The sequence below is a fragment of the Hymenobacter sp. CRA2 genome, from assembly GCF_002007105.1.
Classification (GTDB): Bacteria; Bacteroidota; Bacteroidia; order Cytophagales; family Hymenobacteraceae; genus Solirubrum.
In genome coordinates this window covers 82,699-99,956 of sequence record NZ_MVBC01000004.1, presented here as the reverse complement: position 1 = coordinate 99,956, position 17,258 = coordinate 82,699, and the positions used below count along the sequence as shown (strand labels likewise).

10 protein-coding genes are annotated in these 17,258 nt (G+C 62.5%); 1 reads left to right on the top strand and 9 read right to left on the bottom strand.

Annotation, left to right across the window (positions count from 1 at the left end; translation table 11 throughout):
- Positions 1 to 163: 163 nt before the first annotated feature.
- From B0919_RS08350 to B0919_RS08325, 6 genes are all read right to left on the bottom strand, one after another.
- A complete protein-coding gene (locus B0919_RS08350; protein ID WP_078011783.1) occupies positions 164 to 1,378 on the bottom strand; it encodes an aldose epimerase family protein in 1,215 nt (404 codons plus the stop codon).
- Between the two features lie 49 nt (positions 1,379 to 1,427).
- On the bottom strand, positions 1,428 to 3,089 hold the full coding sequence (locus B0919_RS08345; RefSeq protein ID WP_254846517.1) for a family 43 glycosylhydrolase: 1,662 nt from the start codon (positions 3,087 to 3,089) through the stop codon (positions 1,428 to 1,430).
- Between the two features lie 84 nt (positions 3,090 to 3,173).
- Positions 3,174 to 4,232: a family 43 glycosylhydrolase gene (locus B0919_RS08340; RefSeq protein WP_078011782.1), complete on the bottom strand. Its 1,059-nt coding sequence runs from the start codon at positions 4,230 to 4,232 to the stop codon at positions 3,174 to 3,176.
- Between the two features lie 91 nt (positions 4,233 to 4,323).
- Positions 4,324 to 5,898 (bottom strand): RagB/SusD family nutrient uptake outer membrane protein, encoded by a 1,575-nt coding sequence (locus B0919_RS08335; protein ID WP_078011781.1) that lies wholly within the window; start codon positions 5,896 to 5,898, stop codon positions 4,324 to 4,326.
- A gap of 30 nt (positions 5,899 to 5,928) precedes the next feature.
- Complete coding sequence (locus B0919_RS08330; protein WP_176132927.1) at positions 5,929 to 9,042, bottom strand: SusC/RagA family TonB-linked outer membrane protein; 3,114 nt, start codon at positions 9,040 to 9,042, stop codon at positions 5,929 to 5,931.
- 733 nt (positions 9,043 to 9,775) lie between these two features.
- Positions 9,776 to 10,720, bottom strand: a complete 945-nt coding sequence (locus B0919_RS08325) for an N-acetylornithine carbamoyltransferase (RefSeq protein ID WP_078011779.1) — start codon at positions 10,718 to 10,720, stop codon at positions 9,776 to 9,778.
- Positions 10,721 to 10,886: 166 nt separating this feature from the next.
- On the opposite strand from B0919_RS08325, the gene B0919_RS08320 reads away from it, so the two are divergent.
- On the top strand, positions 10,887 to 12,386 hold the full coding sequence (locus B0919_RS08320) for a hypothetical protein (RefSeq protein ID WP_139361995.1): 1,500 nt from the start codon (positions 10,887 to 10,889) through the stop codon (positions 12,384 to 12,386).
- Between the two features lie 230 nt (positions 12,387 to 12,616).
- Here the strand turns inward: B0919_RS08320 and carB are convergent, their stop codons facing one another.
- The 3 genes from carB to B0919_RS08305 are packed head-to-tail and all read right to left on the bottom strand — an operon-like array spanning position 12,617 to position 17,199.
- On the bottom strand, positions 12,617 to 15,865 hold the full coding sequence (carB, locus tag B0919_RS08315; protein WP_078011777.1) for a carbamoyl-phosphate synthase (glutamine-hydrolyzing) large subunit: 3,249 nt from the start codon (positions 15,863 to 15,865) through the stop codon (positions 12,617 to 12,619).
- 59 nt (positions 15,866 to 15,924) lie between these two features.
- Complete coding sequence (locus tag B0919_RS08310; protein ID WP_139361994.1) at positions 15,925 to 16,329, bottom strand: hypothetical protein; 405 nt, start codon at positions 16,327 to 16,329, stop codon at positions 15,925 to 15,927.
- 60 nt (positions 16,330 to 16,389) lie between these two features.
- Positions 16,390 to 17,199, bottom strand: coding sequence for an Imm50 family immunity protein (locus B0919_RS08305; RefSeq protein ID WP_078011775.1), 810 nt, complete (start codon positions 17,197 to 17,199; stop codon positions 16,390 to 16,392).
- Positions 17,200 to 17,258: the final 59 nt, after the last annotated feature.

Sequence of the window (17,258 nt, the reverse complement as noted above, 5' to 3'; positions counted from 1 at the left end):
TGTCATCCTGAGCCGCAGGCGAAGGACCTTCTCACCGCAGAACGATAATCATTGACAAGACTCGTTCCTGCGCGGTAAGGTCCTTCGCCTGCGGCTCAGATGACAGTTCTGTGGGCCGCCGGAGCATTTCCAGAACCCGCCGCGTCTCGGCGGGCCTCATTCATTATTTGCGCACGCCGAAACGGTATTCCGTCACGGTGTGGTAGGTCTCGCCGGGGCGCAGCGTGGTGCTGGGAAACTTGGGCTGGTTGGGCGAATCAGGGAAGTGCTGGGTTTCCAGGCAGAAGCCGTAATTCTGCACGTAGGCAGTGCCGCCTTTGCCTTTCAGGCTGCCCTTGAGGAAGTTGCCGGAATAGAACTGCACGCCGGGCTGATCGGTGTACACGTCCATGGTGCGGCCGGTGACGGGCTCGAACACGGCAGCAGTGGCCACGGGCTCGGCGCGCATCTGGTCGGCCAGCACCCAGTTGTGGTCGTAGCCCCCGGGCCCGCCGCCGCCCACCTGCTTGATCCGCTCCCCGATGACATGGGGCTGGCGGAAGTCAAACGGGGTGCCCTGCACCGCGCGCAGCTCGCCGGTCGGAATAGCGGTGTTGTCCACCACGGTGTAGCGGTCGGCGTTCAGCGTCAGCTGGTGGTCGAGGGCGTTTTTGGCCTGGCCGTGGTTGAGGTTGAAGTAGCTGTGGTTGGTCAGGTTCAGCACCGTTGGCTTGTCGGTGGTGGCGGTGTATTCCAGACGCAGCGCGTCGTTGTTGGTGAGGGTGTACACCACTTTCACCTGCAGGTTGCCGGGGTAGCCTTCCTCGCCGTCCTTGCTTAGGTAGCTGAGCGTGAGCGTCTGTCCATCGGCGGAGGTGCCGGGTTGGGCCTGCCACAGCACCTTGTCGAAGCCGCGCTTGCCGCCGTGCAGGTGGTTGGGGGCGTTGTTGGTAGCCAAGGTGTACTGCTTGCCGTCGAGGGTGAACTTGCCCTGCTTGATGCGGTTGCCGTAGCGCCCAATCAGTGCGCCGAAATACGGGCCTTCCTGCAGGTACTGTGCGCTGGTGTAGCCCGCCAGGTCATCGAAGCCGAGCACTACGTCACCGAGCTTGCCATTCTTGTCGGGCACGAGCAGGCTGGTAAGTGTGCCGCCGTAGTTGGAGATGGTGGCTTGCAGGCCGTGGGCGTTGGTGAGCGTGTAGAGCTGGGCTTCGGTGCCGTCGGCGGTTTTGCCGAAGGAGGCCGAGGTAGGCGCTGCATCAGCTGGCGCGGCCTGGGAAGCCGCCGTAGAGTCGGCGGGCGGGGCGGTACCAGCGGCCTGGTCGGTGGTTTTGGTTTGGTTGCAGGCGGCCAGGGCCAGCAGCGCGGCCACGGCGCCGTAGCGGGAATAAGGGGTCATAGAGGCGGAGCGGAAGATGGAGACGAAGGGCAATCTATGGAGAGCGGCGCTATTTCGCGTCGGATTTGCGGTCCTCGGCCTGGGCCGTCACCAGCTGGCTGCGCAGGCTGAAGTTGTCGAAGGCGACGGTAGCCGTGGCGGGGCCCTTGGCCAGCACGCCGGCGCGCACGCCCCGGTCCCAGGGCGGCAGGTAGGCGGCGTTGATGGGCCCGTTCACGCCGGGCATGGCCTGCCAGGTTTTGCCCCCGTCGGCGCTCCACTCGAAGCGAAATTGGCTGCCATTCTGCGCTTGCAGGCGCAGGGCTAGCGCGTCGGTAGCCGGCAGCTTGGTTTCGCTCAGGGTTTTCTGCTTGCCCTTTTCCAATTGCCAAAGCTGCAGCTTGCCGCCGCCCGCCGTCAGAGCCAGGGTATTTTCCGGGTCGCCGTGGGCGGCCAGGCCGGCTTGCGTGCCGGCGGGCAGTTTGGCGGGGTTGAGCAGGGTGACGCTGGCTATGTAATCGGCGGTGTAGGTGTGCTGGCCGAGCACGGCGCCGCTGTGCTGGGGCCGGGCCGTGAGCAGCAGCTGGCCGCCGCGCACCGCCAGGGTGGGCGGCTCCTGCACGGGCCACTGCCAGCTCAGCGCGAGGGCCTTACCGTCGAAGTTGTCGTCGAAGTTGCGGGCGGCGGCGGGTGGGTTGCCCTTAGCCGGAATGGTACCGCCGCTGCGGAAGTCAGGCCAGCCGTCGGCGGTCCAGTCAAACTCGCTCATCACGCCCTGCCGGCCCACAAACTCGAAGCTGCGCGTGTCGTAGGCGTGGTGCAGCATGTACCAGCGCTTGCCGCGGTTGAACACCGTGCCGTGGCCGGGGCAGGCCCACTTCTCGTTTTTGGTGAGCACCGGGTTCTTCTCGTACTTCTCCCAGGGGCCCAGCAGGCTCTTGGCCCGCGCCACCCCCATGCCGTAGGTACAGGTGTGCCCGCAGCAGCCATTGCCGGCGTAAAAAGCATAGAAGTACTCGTTGCGCCGGATCATGCACACGCCTTCCACGAGGTTGCCCTCCCAGGGCGCGGTGTTGCGAAACAGCTCCTTCTTCTCCCCTACCAGGGCCGTGCGCTGCTCGTTCAGGCGCTGCGCCCAGATGGGCGTGGGCTGCTGCACGCTGTTGCCGTCTTCCTTCCACACCAGGTAGAGCTGCCCGTTTTCGTCGCGCATCGGAAAGCCGTCGATGGAGCCGTCGGGCTGGCCCACCAGCGGGCCGTGGTCGGTGTAGGGGCCTTCGGGGCGGTCGGCGCTGGCTACGGCCACGCACAGGTTGCCGCTTTTCTTGTGGGCCGTGTAGTAGACGTAGATTTTGCCGTTTTCCTCGCTGATTTCGGGCGCCCAGAAGTAGTAGTCGGCCCAGTCGGGCAGCTTGCCGGGAAACACGTGCCCCACCAGCTCCCAGTCGGTCAGGTTGGTCGATTTGAGCAGCGGAAATGCCGGACCCCAGTTCGAGGATGTGGCCGTGGCCCAGTACGTGTCGCCCACTTTGGTAATCGACGGGTCGGGAAAGTCACCGGGCAGGACGGGGTTAACGATGTTGATGGGCGGCGCATCGGCCTCGGCCTTGGTTTCGGCGGTGTTGGCCGTGGGCGTGCTGACGGCGGTGGTCTTTTTGGCCTGCTGGCAGGCGCCGAGCAGGCTCAGGGCCAGCCCCCAGGTCAGCAACGAATACTTGGTGGGAAGTGTCATTCGACGGGGCGGTGTAGGTCAAAGCAGGCGTTGGCCGGCGGATAACAACAGCTTGTGCGGGCTAAGAAAGCGGGTTCCGGCGTTCTACTCCCCGGCCGGACGAGGCAAGGGCGTGCCGGTGGGCGCGGGCGTGCCGAAGTTGGGCGAGCCGTCGGCGTTCCACTCCAGCTTCTGCATGCGCGGGTTGCGGGCGTTGCCGCAGCCCTGGCCGGCGGCGAGGTTGGCGTGGTAGAGTATCCAGGTTTCCTGCCCGTCGCGGGAGGTAAAAAACGAGCAGTGGCCGGGGCCGTAGGCGCGGTCGGCGGGGTCCTTGGTCAGCACCGGGTTCGGCGACTTGCTCCAGGCGGCCGGGTCCATCGGGTCGGCGGTATTGCTGGTAGTCAGCAGGCCCAGAGCGTAGTCGTCGGTGCTGCAGTGGCTGGCCGAGTACACCAGGAAGGTTTTGCCGCCGTGGCGCAGGATTTCCGGTCCCTCGTTCACTTTGGGCGTGCCGTACAGTTCCCAGGCGTACTGCGGCTGACTCAGCTGCACCCACTGGCCCATGAGCGAAGTCGGGCTGGCCATGCGGCAGATGTAGAGGTTCTGCTGCTCGGAGCCCAGCTCCTGCCCCGACCAGATGAAGTAGCGGTTGCCGTTCTGCTCCAGCACCGTCCCGTCGATGGCCCACACGTCCTGCCCCGGCACGGCCAGCGCCGAGGGCGTACTCCAGGTGCCGGTGGTAGGGTCGGCGGCCGCGTTTTCCATCACCCACAGCCGTTGTCCGCCGCAGCAGTTGCCGGGGCCGGCGGTGAAGTACACGTACCACTTGCCGTCGAGAAAATGCAGCTCCGGCGCCCAGATGTCGTGCGAGGCCGCGCCGGTGGCCGGCGGCGTCCACACCACGCGGCTCACCGCCGAGCCCAGCTCCGACATCTTCGCCGTTTTCCACAGCGTGAGGTTGTTGCCGGTGGTGTGCATGTAGTAGTAGAAGCCGTCTTTCTGCGTCACCCAGGGGTCGGCGCCCGAGCTGAGCAGCGGGTTGGTGTAGGTGGTGCCGGTGGGTTGGGGCGTGACGGGGCTGCCGCCTGAACCGGGGCCGTTGGAGCAGCCAGGCAGGCTTAGCAGCAGCCACGCGGCCAGAAGGAACCTGCGGGAGACGAACATGGGTAGAGGCAAAAACGGGTGGAGAAGCAGCCGAGGTTGGTCGGCCGGAAACGGCGGCCCCGGCTCCGCGAGCGAAACCGGGGCCGCCACGCTAGTAGCCCGGGTTCTGCTGCAGGCGGTTCAGGTCCACGTCGCTCTGCACCAGCGGCAGCAGGCGCGACTTGCCCACCACGAAGTTGTTGAAGTCCGGGTCGCGCTGCTTGAGCTGGTCCACCGTGGCCGGGTTGTCGAGCAGGCCCCAGCGCTGCAGGTCAAACCAGCGCACGCCTTCGCCAGTCAGCTCGGTCACGCGCTCGTGCATAATCTGGGTGCGCAGGGCGGTCTGGCCCAGGGTCGTGGGCAGCGGGGCCAGCCCGGCGCGCTGCCGCACCTGGTTGATGAGCGGAATGGCGGTGGCCGGCTGGTTCTGCTCGTTCAGGGCTTCGGCCTGGAGCAGCAGGATGTCGGCGTAGCGGATTACGCGCTGGTTGATGGGCGAGTCGAAATCCTCGAAGGTGCGGTAGTAGTCGGTCTGGTACTTGCGCCAGTACACGCGGGAACGGTCGCGGGCGTTGCGGCCGTAGCGGGTGAGAAAGCCGGTGCCATAAACCAGCGTGTCGGCATCGGAGGCCAGGGGCGTGGGGAATTGGGTCAGGTCGCGGCGGTTGTAGAACACGGTGGCGGCCAGGCGCGGGTCGCGCTGCCCGGTGGCGGTGCCTTCCTGCAGAAACTCGCGCACCACCCAGGGCCGCACCTCGCCATCGTTGAAGCCGAAGCCCGGCACGCCCCAGAACTGCGAGCGTTGCCCGCCCTGCGAGGAGGTGGCATCTGGGCCGTTGCCTGCGTCGTTGCCGCCCTTCTTCTCGTCCGAAAACTGCACCTCGAAGATGGACTCCGAGTTGTTTTCGGTGGTGTGGCGGAAGTTGTCGGTGTAGTTGGCCGTGAGACGGTAGTTGTAGGTCGAGGAGTTGATCAGCTGCGCAAACTGCGCCTGCGCGTCGGCCCAGCGGCGGTTCTGCATGTAGGCCTTGCCCAGCAGCGCAATGGCGGCGCCTTTGGTGGCCCGGCCCACGTCGGCGCTCGGGTAGCTCACCGGCAAATCGGCCTGCGCGGCCTGCAAATCCGTGATGACCTGGGTCCAGACCTGGGCCTCGGTGCCCTGCGGCGCGGCCTGGTTCAGGTCGGTGGAGTACTGCAGCATCAGCGGCACGTTGCCGTAGAGCGACACCAGGTTGAAGTAGCTCAGGGCCCGCAGGAAGCGCGCCTCGGCCACAATGCGCCGCTGCAGCGTGGCGTCCATGCCCTGAATGGTGGGCACGCGGTCGATGACCTGGTTGCAGCGGAAAATGGTGCGGTAATGGTCGCGCCAGATGTTGTTCGACACCTCGAAGTTGTAGTTCACCTGGATGAAGTGCGTGAAGTCGGCCAGCTCGCCCCAGGGGCTTTGGCTGAAGCCGGTGTCGTCGCGCAGATCGAAGGCAAAATTGAGCCAGCGGCGGTACATGCCCAGGCCCTGCAGGCCGGCGTAGCAGGCCACCGAGCCGCGCACGGCGTCGTCGCTGGTGGTCCACGACAGCTCCGTGAGGGGCAGGTTGGGGTTGGTTTGGTCGAGCAGGTTTTTTTCGCAGGCAGTGGCGCTCAGCAGCAAAGCACCCGCCAGGCCCACCCGCGTCAGAAACGTTTTCATATCAGAAGCTGATTTAAAGGTGGAGCGGGCCTAGAAGCCGGCTTGTACGCCCAGCGAGAAGGTGCGCAGGTTCGGGTACGAGCCCTCGTCGACGCCGCGGGCCAGGTTGTTGCCGATGGTGTTGAACACGCCGCTGCCCACCGTTTCGGGGTCGTAGCCGGTGTAGTCGGTTATCGTGAACAGGTTCTGGGCCGTGGCCACGATGCGCAATGAGGCCACGTACTTGGTGCGCAGCAGGGCGGCTTTGGGCACCGTGAAGCCCAACTGCAGGTTTTTCAGGCGCAGATAGGAGCCGTTTTCCAGCCAGCGCGTGCTGTTGAAGCGGGCATTGTTGCCGGCTGCGTCGCCGTTTTGCGGTCCGCCCGACTTGATGGCGCGCGGCGTGGTGGTCGAGGGGTTGGTGGACGTCCAGGGGCTGAAGTCCGCGCGGTAGTTGCTGTTGTCGGCGGTGTTGTCGGTCAGGAAGCGCCCGAGGTTCATCACGTCGTTGCCCTGCACGCCCTGGAAGAAGGCCGTCAGATCCACCGGGCCGAAGCCAAAGTTCAGGTTCAGGCCGTACTGCAGCTTGGGAAACACCCGCCCCACGTGCGCCCGGTCCAGGTCGCTGATGCTGCCGTCGCCGTTGAGGTCCTTGTAGCGCACGTCGCCCGCGCTCAGCCCCGCCGGGATGTTGCTGTCGCCGGTCTGGTAGATGCCGTCGAACTGGTAGAGGTAAAACGAGCCCACTTCGTAGCCCACCTCGGTGCGGGTAATGTCGCGCGGTCCGCCGTTGAAGAAGTTCGGCGCGCCGGTGCCCTCGGCGCCGGTGGTGCCCAGGTCCAGCACCTCGTTTTTGAGCGTGGTCAGGTTGGCCGTGGCTCCGTAGCGGAAGGGGTGCCGGTCGTCGTTGTAGCCCAGCACCAGCTCCAAGCCCTTGTTTTCCAGCTTGCCCAGGTTGCGGTAGGGGTTGTCGGCGGCGTTGCCCAGCGTCAGGGGCAGCGGCGGGTTGATCAGCGCGTTGTAGGTCTGCGACACGTAGTAGTCGGCCGACAAGGTCAGGCGGTTGTCCAGCACGCCCAGGTCGAAGCCCACGTTGGTGGTGCGCCGGTCCTCCCACCGAATGCCGGTGCTGGCGTAGTTGGTCTGAATGGCCCCGTTCTGAATGGCGCCGCCCAGCACATAGTTGGCGTTGGTGTTCAGGAAGCCTTGCGAGTTGTAAGAGCCGCCATAGGCCCCGCCCAGCAGATCATTGCCCAGGCGGCCGTAGGAAGCGCGCAGCTTCAGGTCCGAAATGCTGGTGACGCCATCAAAGAAGGCTTCCTTCGATACCCGCCAGCCGATGGAGGCAGCGCCGAAATTGCCCCAGCGGTTGGCCCGCTCCACGCGCGAGGAACCGTCGCGGCGGAAGGCGGCCGTCAGCAGGTACCGCTGGTTGTAATCGTAGGTGGCTTGCGCAAAAAACGACTGCTTGGCCCACTCGTAAGCCGAGCCGATGGCCTGCGGCGTGGTGGTGCCCGCGCTCAGCTGCCAGAAGTACGTGGGCCCGGTGCCGTAGCCGAAGTTCACGCCCCGGGTAAACTCTTGGCGGAAGCGCTGCTGGCTGTAGCCGCCCACTACCGTCAGGTTATGGTCCCCGAAGCTTTTGTCAAAGGTCAGCGTGTTTTCGGCCATGCCGAAGAGCTCGTTGCCCTGGTTTTCGCCGAAGTTGGAGAGCTGCGTGATGTCGTTTTGGCGCCAGACGCCGTACTTCCGCTTCTGCTGGTCGTGGAAGGCGTGAAACTCGGTGGCCAGGTTCAGCCGGTAGCGCAAAAAGTCGAAAATCGACACCTCGCCGTACACATTGCCCTGCAGGCGGTTGGAAGTACCCGTATCGTTGAGCAAATCCTGCGAGGCAACGGGGTTCAGGCCGAAGGTGCTGGCGTTGCCGTTGCCGATACCGAAGCCGCCGGGCACCGTCGGGTCGTACACCGGGTTGACGGGCAGCATCTGCACCACGTTGTAAAACGGCGAACCGTAGAAGGGAATCACGTTCAGGCGCGTCTGGTTGGCGCGCGTGAGCAGGGCATTTTCGCCGAAGCGGAAGCGGCCGAGGTTGAAGCTGGTATTCACCCGGAAGCTGTAGCGCTCAAACTCCGGCCCGCGCACCGTGCCCGTCTGGTTGAAGTAGCCGCCCGATACGTTGAACGTGGAGTTGGGCCCGCCGCCCGAGAAGCCCAGGTTGTAATCCTGCACCCGGCCCTGCTTGAAAAACTCCTCCTGCCAGTCGGTATCGATGCCGGGCAGGTTGGCCGCGTAGGGCTGCGGCGTCAGGCCGGCGTTGGTGTACGCCTGGTTGTTGATGACGGCCCACTCCGCGGCGTTCATCAGATCGAGGCGCCGCACGAGGTTTTGCACGCCGGCCAGGGCGTTGAAGTTCACGGCCGTAGTGCCCGATTTGCCTTTTTTGGTCGTGATGATGATAACGCCGTTGGCGCCCGAGGCGCCGTAAGGAGCCAGCGCGGCCGCGTCCTTCAGCACCTGCACCGATTCCACGTCGGCGGGGTTGAAGTCACGCTGTCCGCTTTGGTTCTGCACCCACAGGCCGTCGATGACGTAGAGCGGACCGCTGCCGCTGGCAATGGTGCCCAGCCCGCGGATGTTGATGTTGGGCGCCTGCCCGGGCTGGCCGGAGTTGGTCACCTGCACGCCCGTGAGCCGGCCCTGAATGGCCTCTCCCACCGAGGCCACCGGCGCCCGGCGCACCTCCTGCGCATCTATGCTGGCCACCGAACCGGTCACGTTCTGCCGCTCCTGGGTGAGGTAGCCCACCACCACTACTTCCTGCAGGGCCTTGGCGTCTACCACCAGCGACACGTCCACCGTGCTGCGGCCGCCCACGGCCACCTCCTGCGTCACGTAGCCCACGAAGGAGAATGTGAGCGTAGCATTATCGGCCACGGTGAGCGAGTAGCGCCCGTCCGCATCGGTGCTGGCGCCGTTGTTGGTGCCTTTTTCCAGCACCGTCACGCCGGGCATGGGCTGGCCTTTTTCGTCGAGCACCCGCCCGGTTACGGGTGTGGCCACCGGCACGGCACCGCGCCAGGCCGGCTCCGTCGGCAGCACGTGGCTAGCCCCCAGGGTAGTTGCGACTGGCAGCAGCAACAGGCCACAGAGCGACGAAGGCACAGCGAGCCTCCGTATTCTGAGTAAGGAGTCTTTCATAGGAATGCGTATGAATTGGTTGCGGGAAGCGAGGCAGTGGAAACGTTTGCATTGCAGTCATCGGCGCTGGCACGCCGGCGCGATGGAAACGTTTGCATTACTACTTGCGCCAAACGACCATCCTGGCCTATAAAAGGGCCGCGGTGCATTGGCATCCGGGAGCGAAAAACTGGCGGAGGTGGGCGGCGGGGACTGAGAAAGGGCCGCGGACCGTCTGCAGCAGCAGGCAGAGTATAGCGTAACGTTATCTACAAATCCGGGCAAAGTCAAGCTAATTTTCACGGTATTATTCAAGCTCAACTATAATAAACCCAAGTAAGCAACCTCTAAAGCGGCGTGTCCAGCCCGCACTGCATGCCCATCATTCTCAGCTACACCGAGGCCTGGACGTCATCATCGCGGAAGACGAGCGGCCCTACTCCATGGACGGCAAGCACATGACGCCCGCCGGCTTTCACTCTCTGGAGCACCGCTGGGCCCTCAGGGCCGCGTTTGAGTTCATGGAAAGCCATTGCCCAAACCCTGTGCACCGCCGACGGAATCCAGGCACGATACGCTGCTGCTAACAAAAACAAGCGCAGCCCCCAACTCCTGCACGAGGAGTTGGGGGCTGCGCTTTTCAGCCGGTACAGAACGCGAAGGGTCCTGAGGTGTGGTAGCGCCTCAGGACGCCGCTCTGCTTTAGCGCCTTATGACGCTACTTGAGCATCTCGTGCAGCACCGTCTGCATGGAAAACACGCGGTTGCCGGCTTCCTGAATGACCAGGGAGTTGGACGAGTCCAGCACCGCGTCGCCGACTTCCACGTTGCGGCGCACCGGCAGGCAGTGGATGAACTTGCCGTTGTTGGTCAGGGCCATGTGGCGGGCGTCCACCATCCAGCTCGGGTCCTGGGTGATGACCTGCCCGTAGTTGCGGTAGGAGCTCCAGTTCTTGGCGTACACGTAATCGGCGCCTTCCAGGGCTTTGGCCTGGTCGTACTCGATGCGGGCGCCCTTGGTGAACTGCTCGGCCAACTCGTAGCCCTCGGGGTGAGTGATGACGAAGTCCACCCAGTCGACTTCCGAAAACCAGTCGGCAAAGGAGTTGGGCACGCACTGGGGCAGGGCGCGCACGTGCGGAGCCCAGGTCAGCACCACTTTCACGCGTTCGGTTTGCTTGGTTTCGGCCACGGTGATGAGGTCGGCGAAGCTTTGCAGCGGGTGTAGGGTGGCGCTTTCCAGGCTAATGACGGGCACGGTGGCGTACTGCAGAATCTTGTTGAAGACTACCTCGTTGTAGTCTTCGTCGCGGTCTTTGAGCCCGGGGAAGGTGCGCACGCCCAGCACGTCGCAGTACTGGCTCATCACGGCAATGGCTTCCTTGATGTGCTCCTGGGTGGAGCCGTTCATCACCGCGCCGTCGGCCATTTCCAGGGTCCAGGAGTCGGCGCCGGCGTTGAGCACCCAGGCTTGCGCGCCGAGGTTGTAGGCCGCCTTGATGGAGCTCAGGCGGGTGCGCAGGCTGGGATTGAAGAAAATCAGTCCGACAGTCTTGTTCTTACCCAGGTGCTGGTAGCCGAAGGGGTTCTGCTTAATCTCCAGCGCCTGCTGCAGCAGGGCTTTGTAATCCGGTACGTCGGCGAACGAGGTGAATTTTTTCATGGGGGGTGTAGCGCGAAGCTTACTTCGCGGTTTGGGGTACAAAGGAAACAGAAGCGCCCCGTCTAGGCACGTTTATTCCGTTAGGAGTTAGAACAACGGTGCAGTAGGGTAAAATAAATCGGTAAACTCACCGCAGTGAGCAATGGCACTTTGAATACTGACTATCATGCGCCTCCTAGGTTTCTGCTTATATTATTTACTGTCCTTGTTCGGCGTACTTGCTGGCACGGACGCCTGGGCGCAGGCCCCGTCCTTTCAGAACATCCATCCGCTGGAAGTTCCCGGGAATGTTTTTGCTACGGTAACGACCAATGGGTACGTGTATGTAGCTGGCAGTCAGACCCACTGGGAAGAAGGTCATGTTGACCCGGAAAGCGGCCCAGCTTCCACTGGCCACAACGCCTTTGTGGCCAAATGGGACCCCGCCACGCGCCGGCTTGTCTGGCTGGTGAAAATGAGTCAACGCTACAACAGCAAGGATTACGCATCTGCTCTAGTTATCCAAGACAGCAGCGTGTACGTGCTGGGGCGCTTTGAGAAGGAGTCGGAAGGCTTCGGCCATCCGATAAAGACCCCGGGGTTTGGCGACCTGTTTGTGGCCAAGCTCACCGACCATGGCAACCGCGCCAGCGCCGAGTGGACGCAGGCCCTGGGCTATGCTGTCAGTAATGAAATTGAAGGCGTTACCCCACGAGCCCAGCATTTGGTCTGCGACGGGGCCGCCCTCTACGTGACTGGAGCCATTGAAACGGAATCCCGCACCTGGGACCCAGCCACCGGCAATAAAGCCCCGAACGTCACGCTGGCTTTCGTCGCCAAGCTGACCGATGCGGGAACCCGGGCTACTCCGAGTTGGCAGCACACCTGGCTAGTCAACGCCGACAACTACAGAGTCGTGACCTTGGCTAGCCAGCAAGGCAAGCTGTACTTGGCTGCCAACGCCTGGCAGTACACGCCGCTCCGGGAAGAACCAACGAGCACCCTGGAACTGGGCGCCCTACCCAGGCACGCCAACTACCGCCTGCACCTTACCCAACTCAGCGACCAGGGAAACAGCTACCGTCCCGACTGGACCCACACGGAAGCTGGCTTGGTTACCAGCGTAGCCGTCAGTGGCAATTCCCTCTACGTCGTGGGCCGTGAGGATGCCGACCAGGCGTTCGGGCGGGCCAGCCAACCACCAAACGCGCAGGACGTTCCGGGCGACCTGTTCGTGGCCAAGCTGGTCGTGGCTGGTACCAAGGTGCGTCCGGTCTGGGTACAGCGTCTGCGCGGCACCGGCCACGATGAAGATGCCGGAGTATCCCGTGTAGTTGTAAACGGCCGCCACGTATTTGTAGCGGGCACCTTCGGCACGCCGAGCTTGACCATCGGCGCCACGGTGCTTCCGCCCAAACCACCCGGTCGCCTGAACGTTTACGGGTCCGACCTGTTTGTGGCGCAACTCACCGATACCGGACCGGCCAGCCGCTTCGACTGGGCCCAACGCCTGGGCGGCACCCATAAGGATGAGCTACTGGACTTCTCGCTGGCCGGCTCGCAGCTCTACATTCGGGGCGTTTTTTCAGGGTACGGCGGCAAATCTGTCCAGCTGGGTGAACAGCAGTTTATGCTCCCGAATAACGGCGGACTTTTGCTGCAAGCTTGGTTGCCAATAGCCAAATAGCCAGAACTCAGTACACATGCAAAGTGCTCGAAAACCATCGTTCCCGAGCAACTTCCCAGTGGCATGAGCACATAAACAATGGTTTCTGAGCCGCTTCCACTAAGAAGGAGGCCGAAACGAATGGTTTCCGGGCTCCTTCTTAGTGGAAGTAGGGCAAAAACAATGGTTTCCGAACACCTCACACGGGTAAGGTGTCCGGAAACCATGCGTTTTAGCCAGTTGGCACCGGCTTACAGCACCGGCTCGGTCTGCGCCTTGAACTCCTTCCAGCTCTTGATGCTCAGATCCTGCAGCTTCAGCGTGGTGAAGGCGTGGATGAAGGCTTTGGCCAGGCGGGCGTTGGTGATGAGCGGGATGTTGAAGTCGACGGCCGTGCGGCGGATTTTGTAGTCGTTGTCCAGCTCGCCCTTGGTCGTGTTCTTGGGAATGTTGATGACCAGGTCGATTTTCCGCTCGCGCAGGTAGGTCAGGGCGTTGGGCTCCTGCAGCTCGTCGGGCCAGTAGACCAGGGAGCTGGGCACGCCGTTTTCGGCGAAGAAGCTGTGCGTGCCGTGCGTGGCGTAGATGGTGTACCCGCGTTGCACCAGCACCTGGGCCGATTCCAGCAGGGCCACTTTGGACGTCAGCGGGCCGCTGGACATCAGCACCGTCTTCTCCGGGATGCGGTAGCCCACCGACAGCAGCGACTTCAGCAGCGCTTCCTCGGCCGTGTCGCCCAGGCAGCCCACTTCGCCGGTGCTGGTCATGTCCACGCGCAGCACCGGGTCGGCGCCCTGCAGGCGGGTGAAGGAGAACTGCGAGGCTTTCACGCCCACGAAGGGCAGGTCGTACACCAGCTCGCTCGCGTCGCGCTCCACCGACTGCCCGAGCAGCACTTTCGTGGCCTTCTTGATCAGGTTGTTGCCCGATACCTTGCTCACGAACGGGAAGCTGCGCGAGGCGCGCAGGTTGCACTCGATGACGCGGATTTCGCGGTTTTTCTCCAGGAACTGGATGTTGAACGGCCCGCTGATCTGGAAACGCTTGGCAATCTTCTCGGCAATGACCTTGAGCTTGCGCACCGTGCCCACGTACACGCGCTGCGGCGGGTAATACATGGTGGCGTCGCCCGAGTGTACGCCGGCAAACTCGACGTGTTCCGATATAGCATAGGAAACAATTTCCCCTTTATCGGCCACCGCGTCCAGCTCGATTTCCTTGGCATCCTGGATAAACTGCGACACCACCACCGGGTACTCGGCGCTGACCTCGGCGGCCAGCTTCAGGTACTCCTCCAGCTCCCGCGGGTTCGACACCACGTTCATGGCCGCGCCCGACAGCACGTAGCTCGGGCGGATCAGCACCGGGAAGCCCACCTGCTTCACGAAGTCGTAGATGGCCTCCATGGTGGTCAGCTCGCTCCAGCGCGGCTGGGCAATGCCCAGCTCGTCCATGATGCTGCTGAACTTGTGGCGGTTTTCGGCCTCGTCGATGCGCGCGGCACCGGTGCCCAGGATGGGCGCGCCGGCGGCTTCGAGGCGGGTGGCAATGTTGTTCGGAATCTGCCCGCCGGTGCTCAGAATCACGCCCTGCGGCGCTTCGAAGTCCAGAATGTCCATCACCCGCTCGTAGCTCAATTCCTCGAAGTACAGGCGGTCCGACACGTCGTAGTCGGTCGAGACGGTTTCGGGGTTGTAGTTGATGATGATGGACTTGTAGCCCTCCTCGTTCACCGTCTGGGCCGCGTTTACGCCGCACCAGTCAAACTCCACCGACGAGCCGATGCGGTACACGCCCGAGCCCAGCACCACCACCGACTTGTCGGTTTCCGGCTCCAGGTCGTTTTCGGTGCCGTGGTAGGTGAGGTAGAGGTAGTTGGTCTGGGCCGGAAATTCGGCCGCCAGCGTGTCGATTTGCTTGACCACGGGCACCACGCCCAGGGCCTTGCGGCGGGCGCGTACCAGCATTTCGTTGGCCTTCACCTCGGCCGGACCGAGCAGCTGCACGGCCAGCTGCTGGTCCGAGAAGCCCTGCTTTTTGGCTTGGCGCAGCAGGTCGGTGTCGAGGGCATCGAGGCCGCCCTGCTGGCGCTTTTCGCCGAGCTGCAGGCCCAGCTGGTAGATGCCGTAGAGGCGCTGCAAAAACCACCGGTCGATGCGCGTCAGCTCGTACACGCGCTCCACGTCGTAGCCGGCCTGGAAGGCCTCGTTGATGGCGAAGATGCGCTCCTCGTTCGGCTCGCTCAGCAGCCGGTCGAGGTCCGCGAGGTCAATGGGCTCGGGCTTGTTGGCCACGAAGCCGCGCCGGCCGGTGTCGAGCATGCGCAGGCCCTTCTGCACGGCTTCCTCGAAGGTTTTGCCGATGGCCATAACCTCGCCCACGCTCTTCATGGCCGAGCCAATCTGCCGCTGCACGCCCGCAAACTTGCTCAAGTCCCAGCGCGGCAGCTTCACCACCAGGTAGTCGAGGGAAGGCTCGAAGAAGGCCGAAGTGGTCTGCGTCACGCTGTTTTTCAGCTCGGCCAGCGAGTAGCCCAGGCTGAGCTTGGCGGCCACGAAAGCCAGCGGGTAGCCGGTAGCCTTGGAAGCCAGGGCCGAGGAGCGCGACAAACGGGCATTCACCTCAATCACGCGGTATTCCTCCGAGAACGGGTCGAGAGCGTACTGAATGTTGCACTCGCCCACGATGCCCAGGTGGCGGATGGTCTTGATGCCGATGCTGCGCAGCTTGTGGTACTCGCGGTTGCTCAGGGTCTGCGACGGGGCCACCACGATGCTCTCCCCGGTGTGGATACCGATGGGGTCGAAGTTCTCCATGTTGCAGACGGTGATGCAGTTGTCGAACTGGTCGCGCACCACCTCGTACTCCACCTCTTTCCAGCCTTTCAAGGACTCTTCCACCAGAATCTGGTCCGAGGTCGAAAAGGATTTCTGGGCCAGGGTGCGCAGCTCCTCCATGTTGTTGGCGAAGCCGCTGCCCAGGCCGCCCAGGGCAAAGGCGGCGCGCACGATGATGGGGAAGCCAATCCGCTCAGCCGCGGCTAAGGCGTCTTCCATCGTGGTCACGGCTTCGCTGCGGGCCGTGAGCACGCCGATCTGGTCGAGCTTTTCCTTGAAGATGTCGCGGTCCTCGGTGTCGATGATGCTCTGCACGGGCGTGCCGAGCACGCGCACGTTGTACTTCTCGAACACGCCGGCGCGGTACAGGGCCACGGCGCAGTTCAGGGCCGTTTGGCCGCCGAAAGCCACCAGAATGCCGTCGGGCTGCTCCTTCTTGATGACTTCCTCCACGAAGTAGGGCGTCACGGGCAGGAAGTACACGTCGTCGGCAATGTCGTCCGACGTCTGCACGGTGGCAATGTTGGGGTTGATGAGGATGGTGCGGATGCCTTCCTCTTTCAGCGCCTTGAGGGCCTGCGAACCGGAGTAATCGAACTCACCGGCCTCCCCGATTTTGAGGGCGCCGGAACCGAGGATGAGAACTTTGTTGGGTTTTTCCATTCTAGGAGTTAGAGTACCAGACCCGCGCGGGAGTCGGATTAAAAGTCTTGTGAAGCTGACTACAGCTTATCGAGTTGCGTGAGCGGAACGGTCCGCTCCGTGCTGAAGAGCGTGTCGGTTTTGATCAGGTCCCATTGCCCGGACGGCCGCTTGACCATCCAGAGCTTGATGGACGCATTGCCCCGCTCGCCTTGCAGCAGAAACTGAAAGACGGAGGTATCTTTCCTGGCCCCGAGCTGCTTTACCTTGAAGTTGGTGCCGCTTATTTCGCCGATGCGGCTGGTGATGCGCGGGGAGTATTTGGCCGACTTCATGGCCCGAGCCACCAAGTCGCCCGGCTCCCCGAGCACCGCTTTCAAAATGGTCTTCTGGCCCAGGAATTTGCTGAACAAGTACACGGCAAGCACCAGTGCGCCGGCCACGATAAACACCCAATTCGGCAGACCTCTACGTTTTTCTGGCATATGGACAGTGCGTTTGAGGGAGCGAATTTATCGAGTGAGGTGAAGCGAAGTGGAAGCGTCTTACTGATCCGTTGCAGAAGATTGTTTAGGCTTCTGCCCGTAGCACATGACCCCGATTTGGTTGAACTTCATGGCCTTTGTAAAAGCAGTGTTGCAGAGCAGAACGTCCGTTGTTTTCAGCAGTGTGCTTATTCTTTCTAAGGCTTCGTCTAATGCCGACAAGTAAGAGTCGTGGCGTCCGATGACGACATACACATCTTCTTCATCGAAGAGTGCATGAGCATATTCGGCGACTTTCTCTGCCTTGTATTCATTGGCCTGAGCATGGTCTAAGCCAACATAAATCAGGTCTGACCACTTGACATCATTTAGTCGATGCTGGCTAGAAATGAATATGTTTCTTGAATCCATTGGCTCGTCCGGGTTTACCTGCTCAATTTTCTTTGGCTCATCCACAGGAGGAACGGTCGGCGTCAAGCGCAAGACCGACACGTTCTCTGCTACTATTAACCGGGTATCGGCAGAGGAAGCCAGTCCACATTCTATGAGTTTGCCGCGCTCTTCGAAGTCAAGGCCGAAAATGGTCGGTTTATGGTCGAAGCCCAAAACCATTTCTTGGATACCAAGAAATTGAAGCTCGATGTCGCAGTGCTTTACCTGTTTATAGTAGCCTTGTTCTGTGACTTCATCGGTCGTTTCACAAGCTTCTATTACAAGCGTCACTGCCGCCCCAAATGAAGGATGAACTTCAAAGGTCACTTTGCCAATACCGGCGTCGTGAAAACTCGGCCAATAGCCGAAATGCTGAAGAACAAGTTCAGAATTGACTATTCGTCCAATTACAGAGTCTTGGTCCTCTATCTCGGCCATATTGCAAATGGGCTTTTTAAAACTTAGACGAAGCGGTAGAGATGCTTCGACAAGCTCAG

Coding starts and splice junctions, on each gene's coding strand:
- B0919_RS08340 (WP_078011782.1), bottom strand. CDS start 4,232: ATGTTCGTCTCCCGCAGGTTCCTTCTGGCCGCGTGGCTGCTGCTAAGC.
- B0919_RS08310 (WP_139361994.1), bottom strand. CDS start 16,329: ATGCCAGAAAAACGTAGAGGTCTGCCGAATTGGGTGTTTATCGTGGCC.
- B0919_RS08320 (WP_139361995.1), top strand. CDS start 10,887: ATGCGCCTCCTAGGTTTCTGCTTATATTATTTACTGTCCTTGTTCGGC.
- B0919_RS08335 (WP_078011781.1), bottom strand. CDS start 5,898: ATGAAAACGTTTCTGACGCGGGTGGGCCTGGCGGGTGCTTTGCTGCTG.
- B0919_RS08345 (WP_254846517.1), bottom strand. CDS start 3,089: ATGACACTTCCCACCAAGTATTCGTTGCTGACCTGGGGGCTGGCCCTG.
- carB (WP_078011777.1), bottom strand. CDS start 15,865: ATGGAAAAACCCAACAAAGTTCTCATCCTCGGTTCCGGCGCCCTCAAA.
- B0919_RS08305 (WP_078011775.1), bottom strand. CDS start 17,199: ATGGCCGAGATAGAGGACCAAGACTCTGTAATTGGACGAATAGTCAAT.
- B0919_RS08325 (WP_078011779.1), bottom strand. CDS start 10,720: ATGAAAAAATTCACCTCGTTCGCCGACGTACCGGATTACAAAGCCCTG.
- B0919_RS08350 (WP_078011783.1), bottom strand. CDS start 1,378: ATGACCCCTTATTCCCGCTACGGCGCCGTGGCCGCGCTGCTGGCCCTG.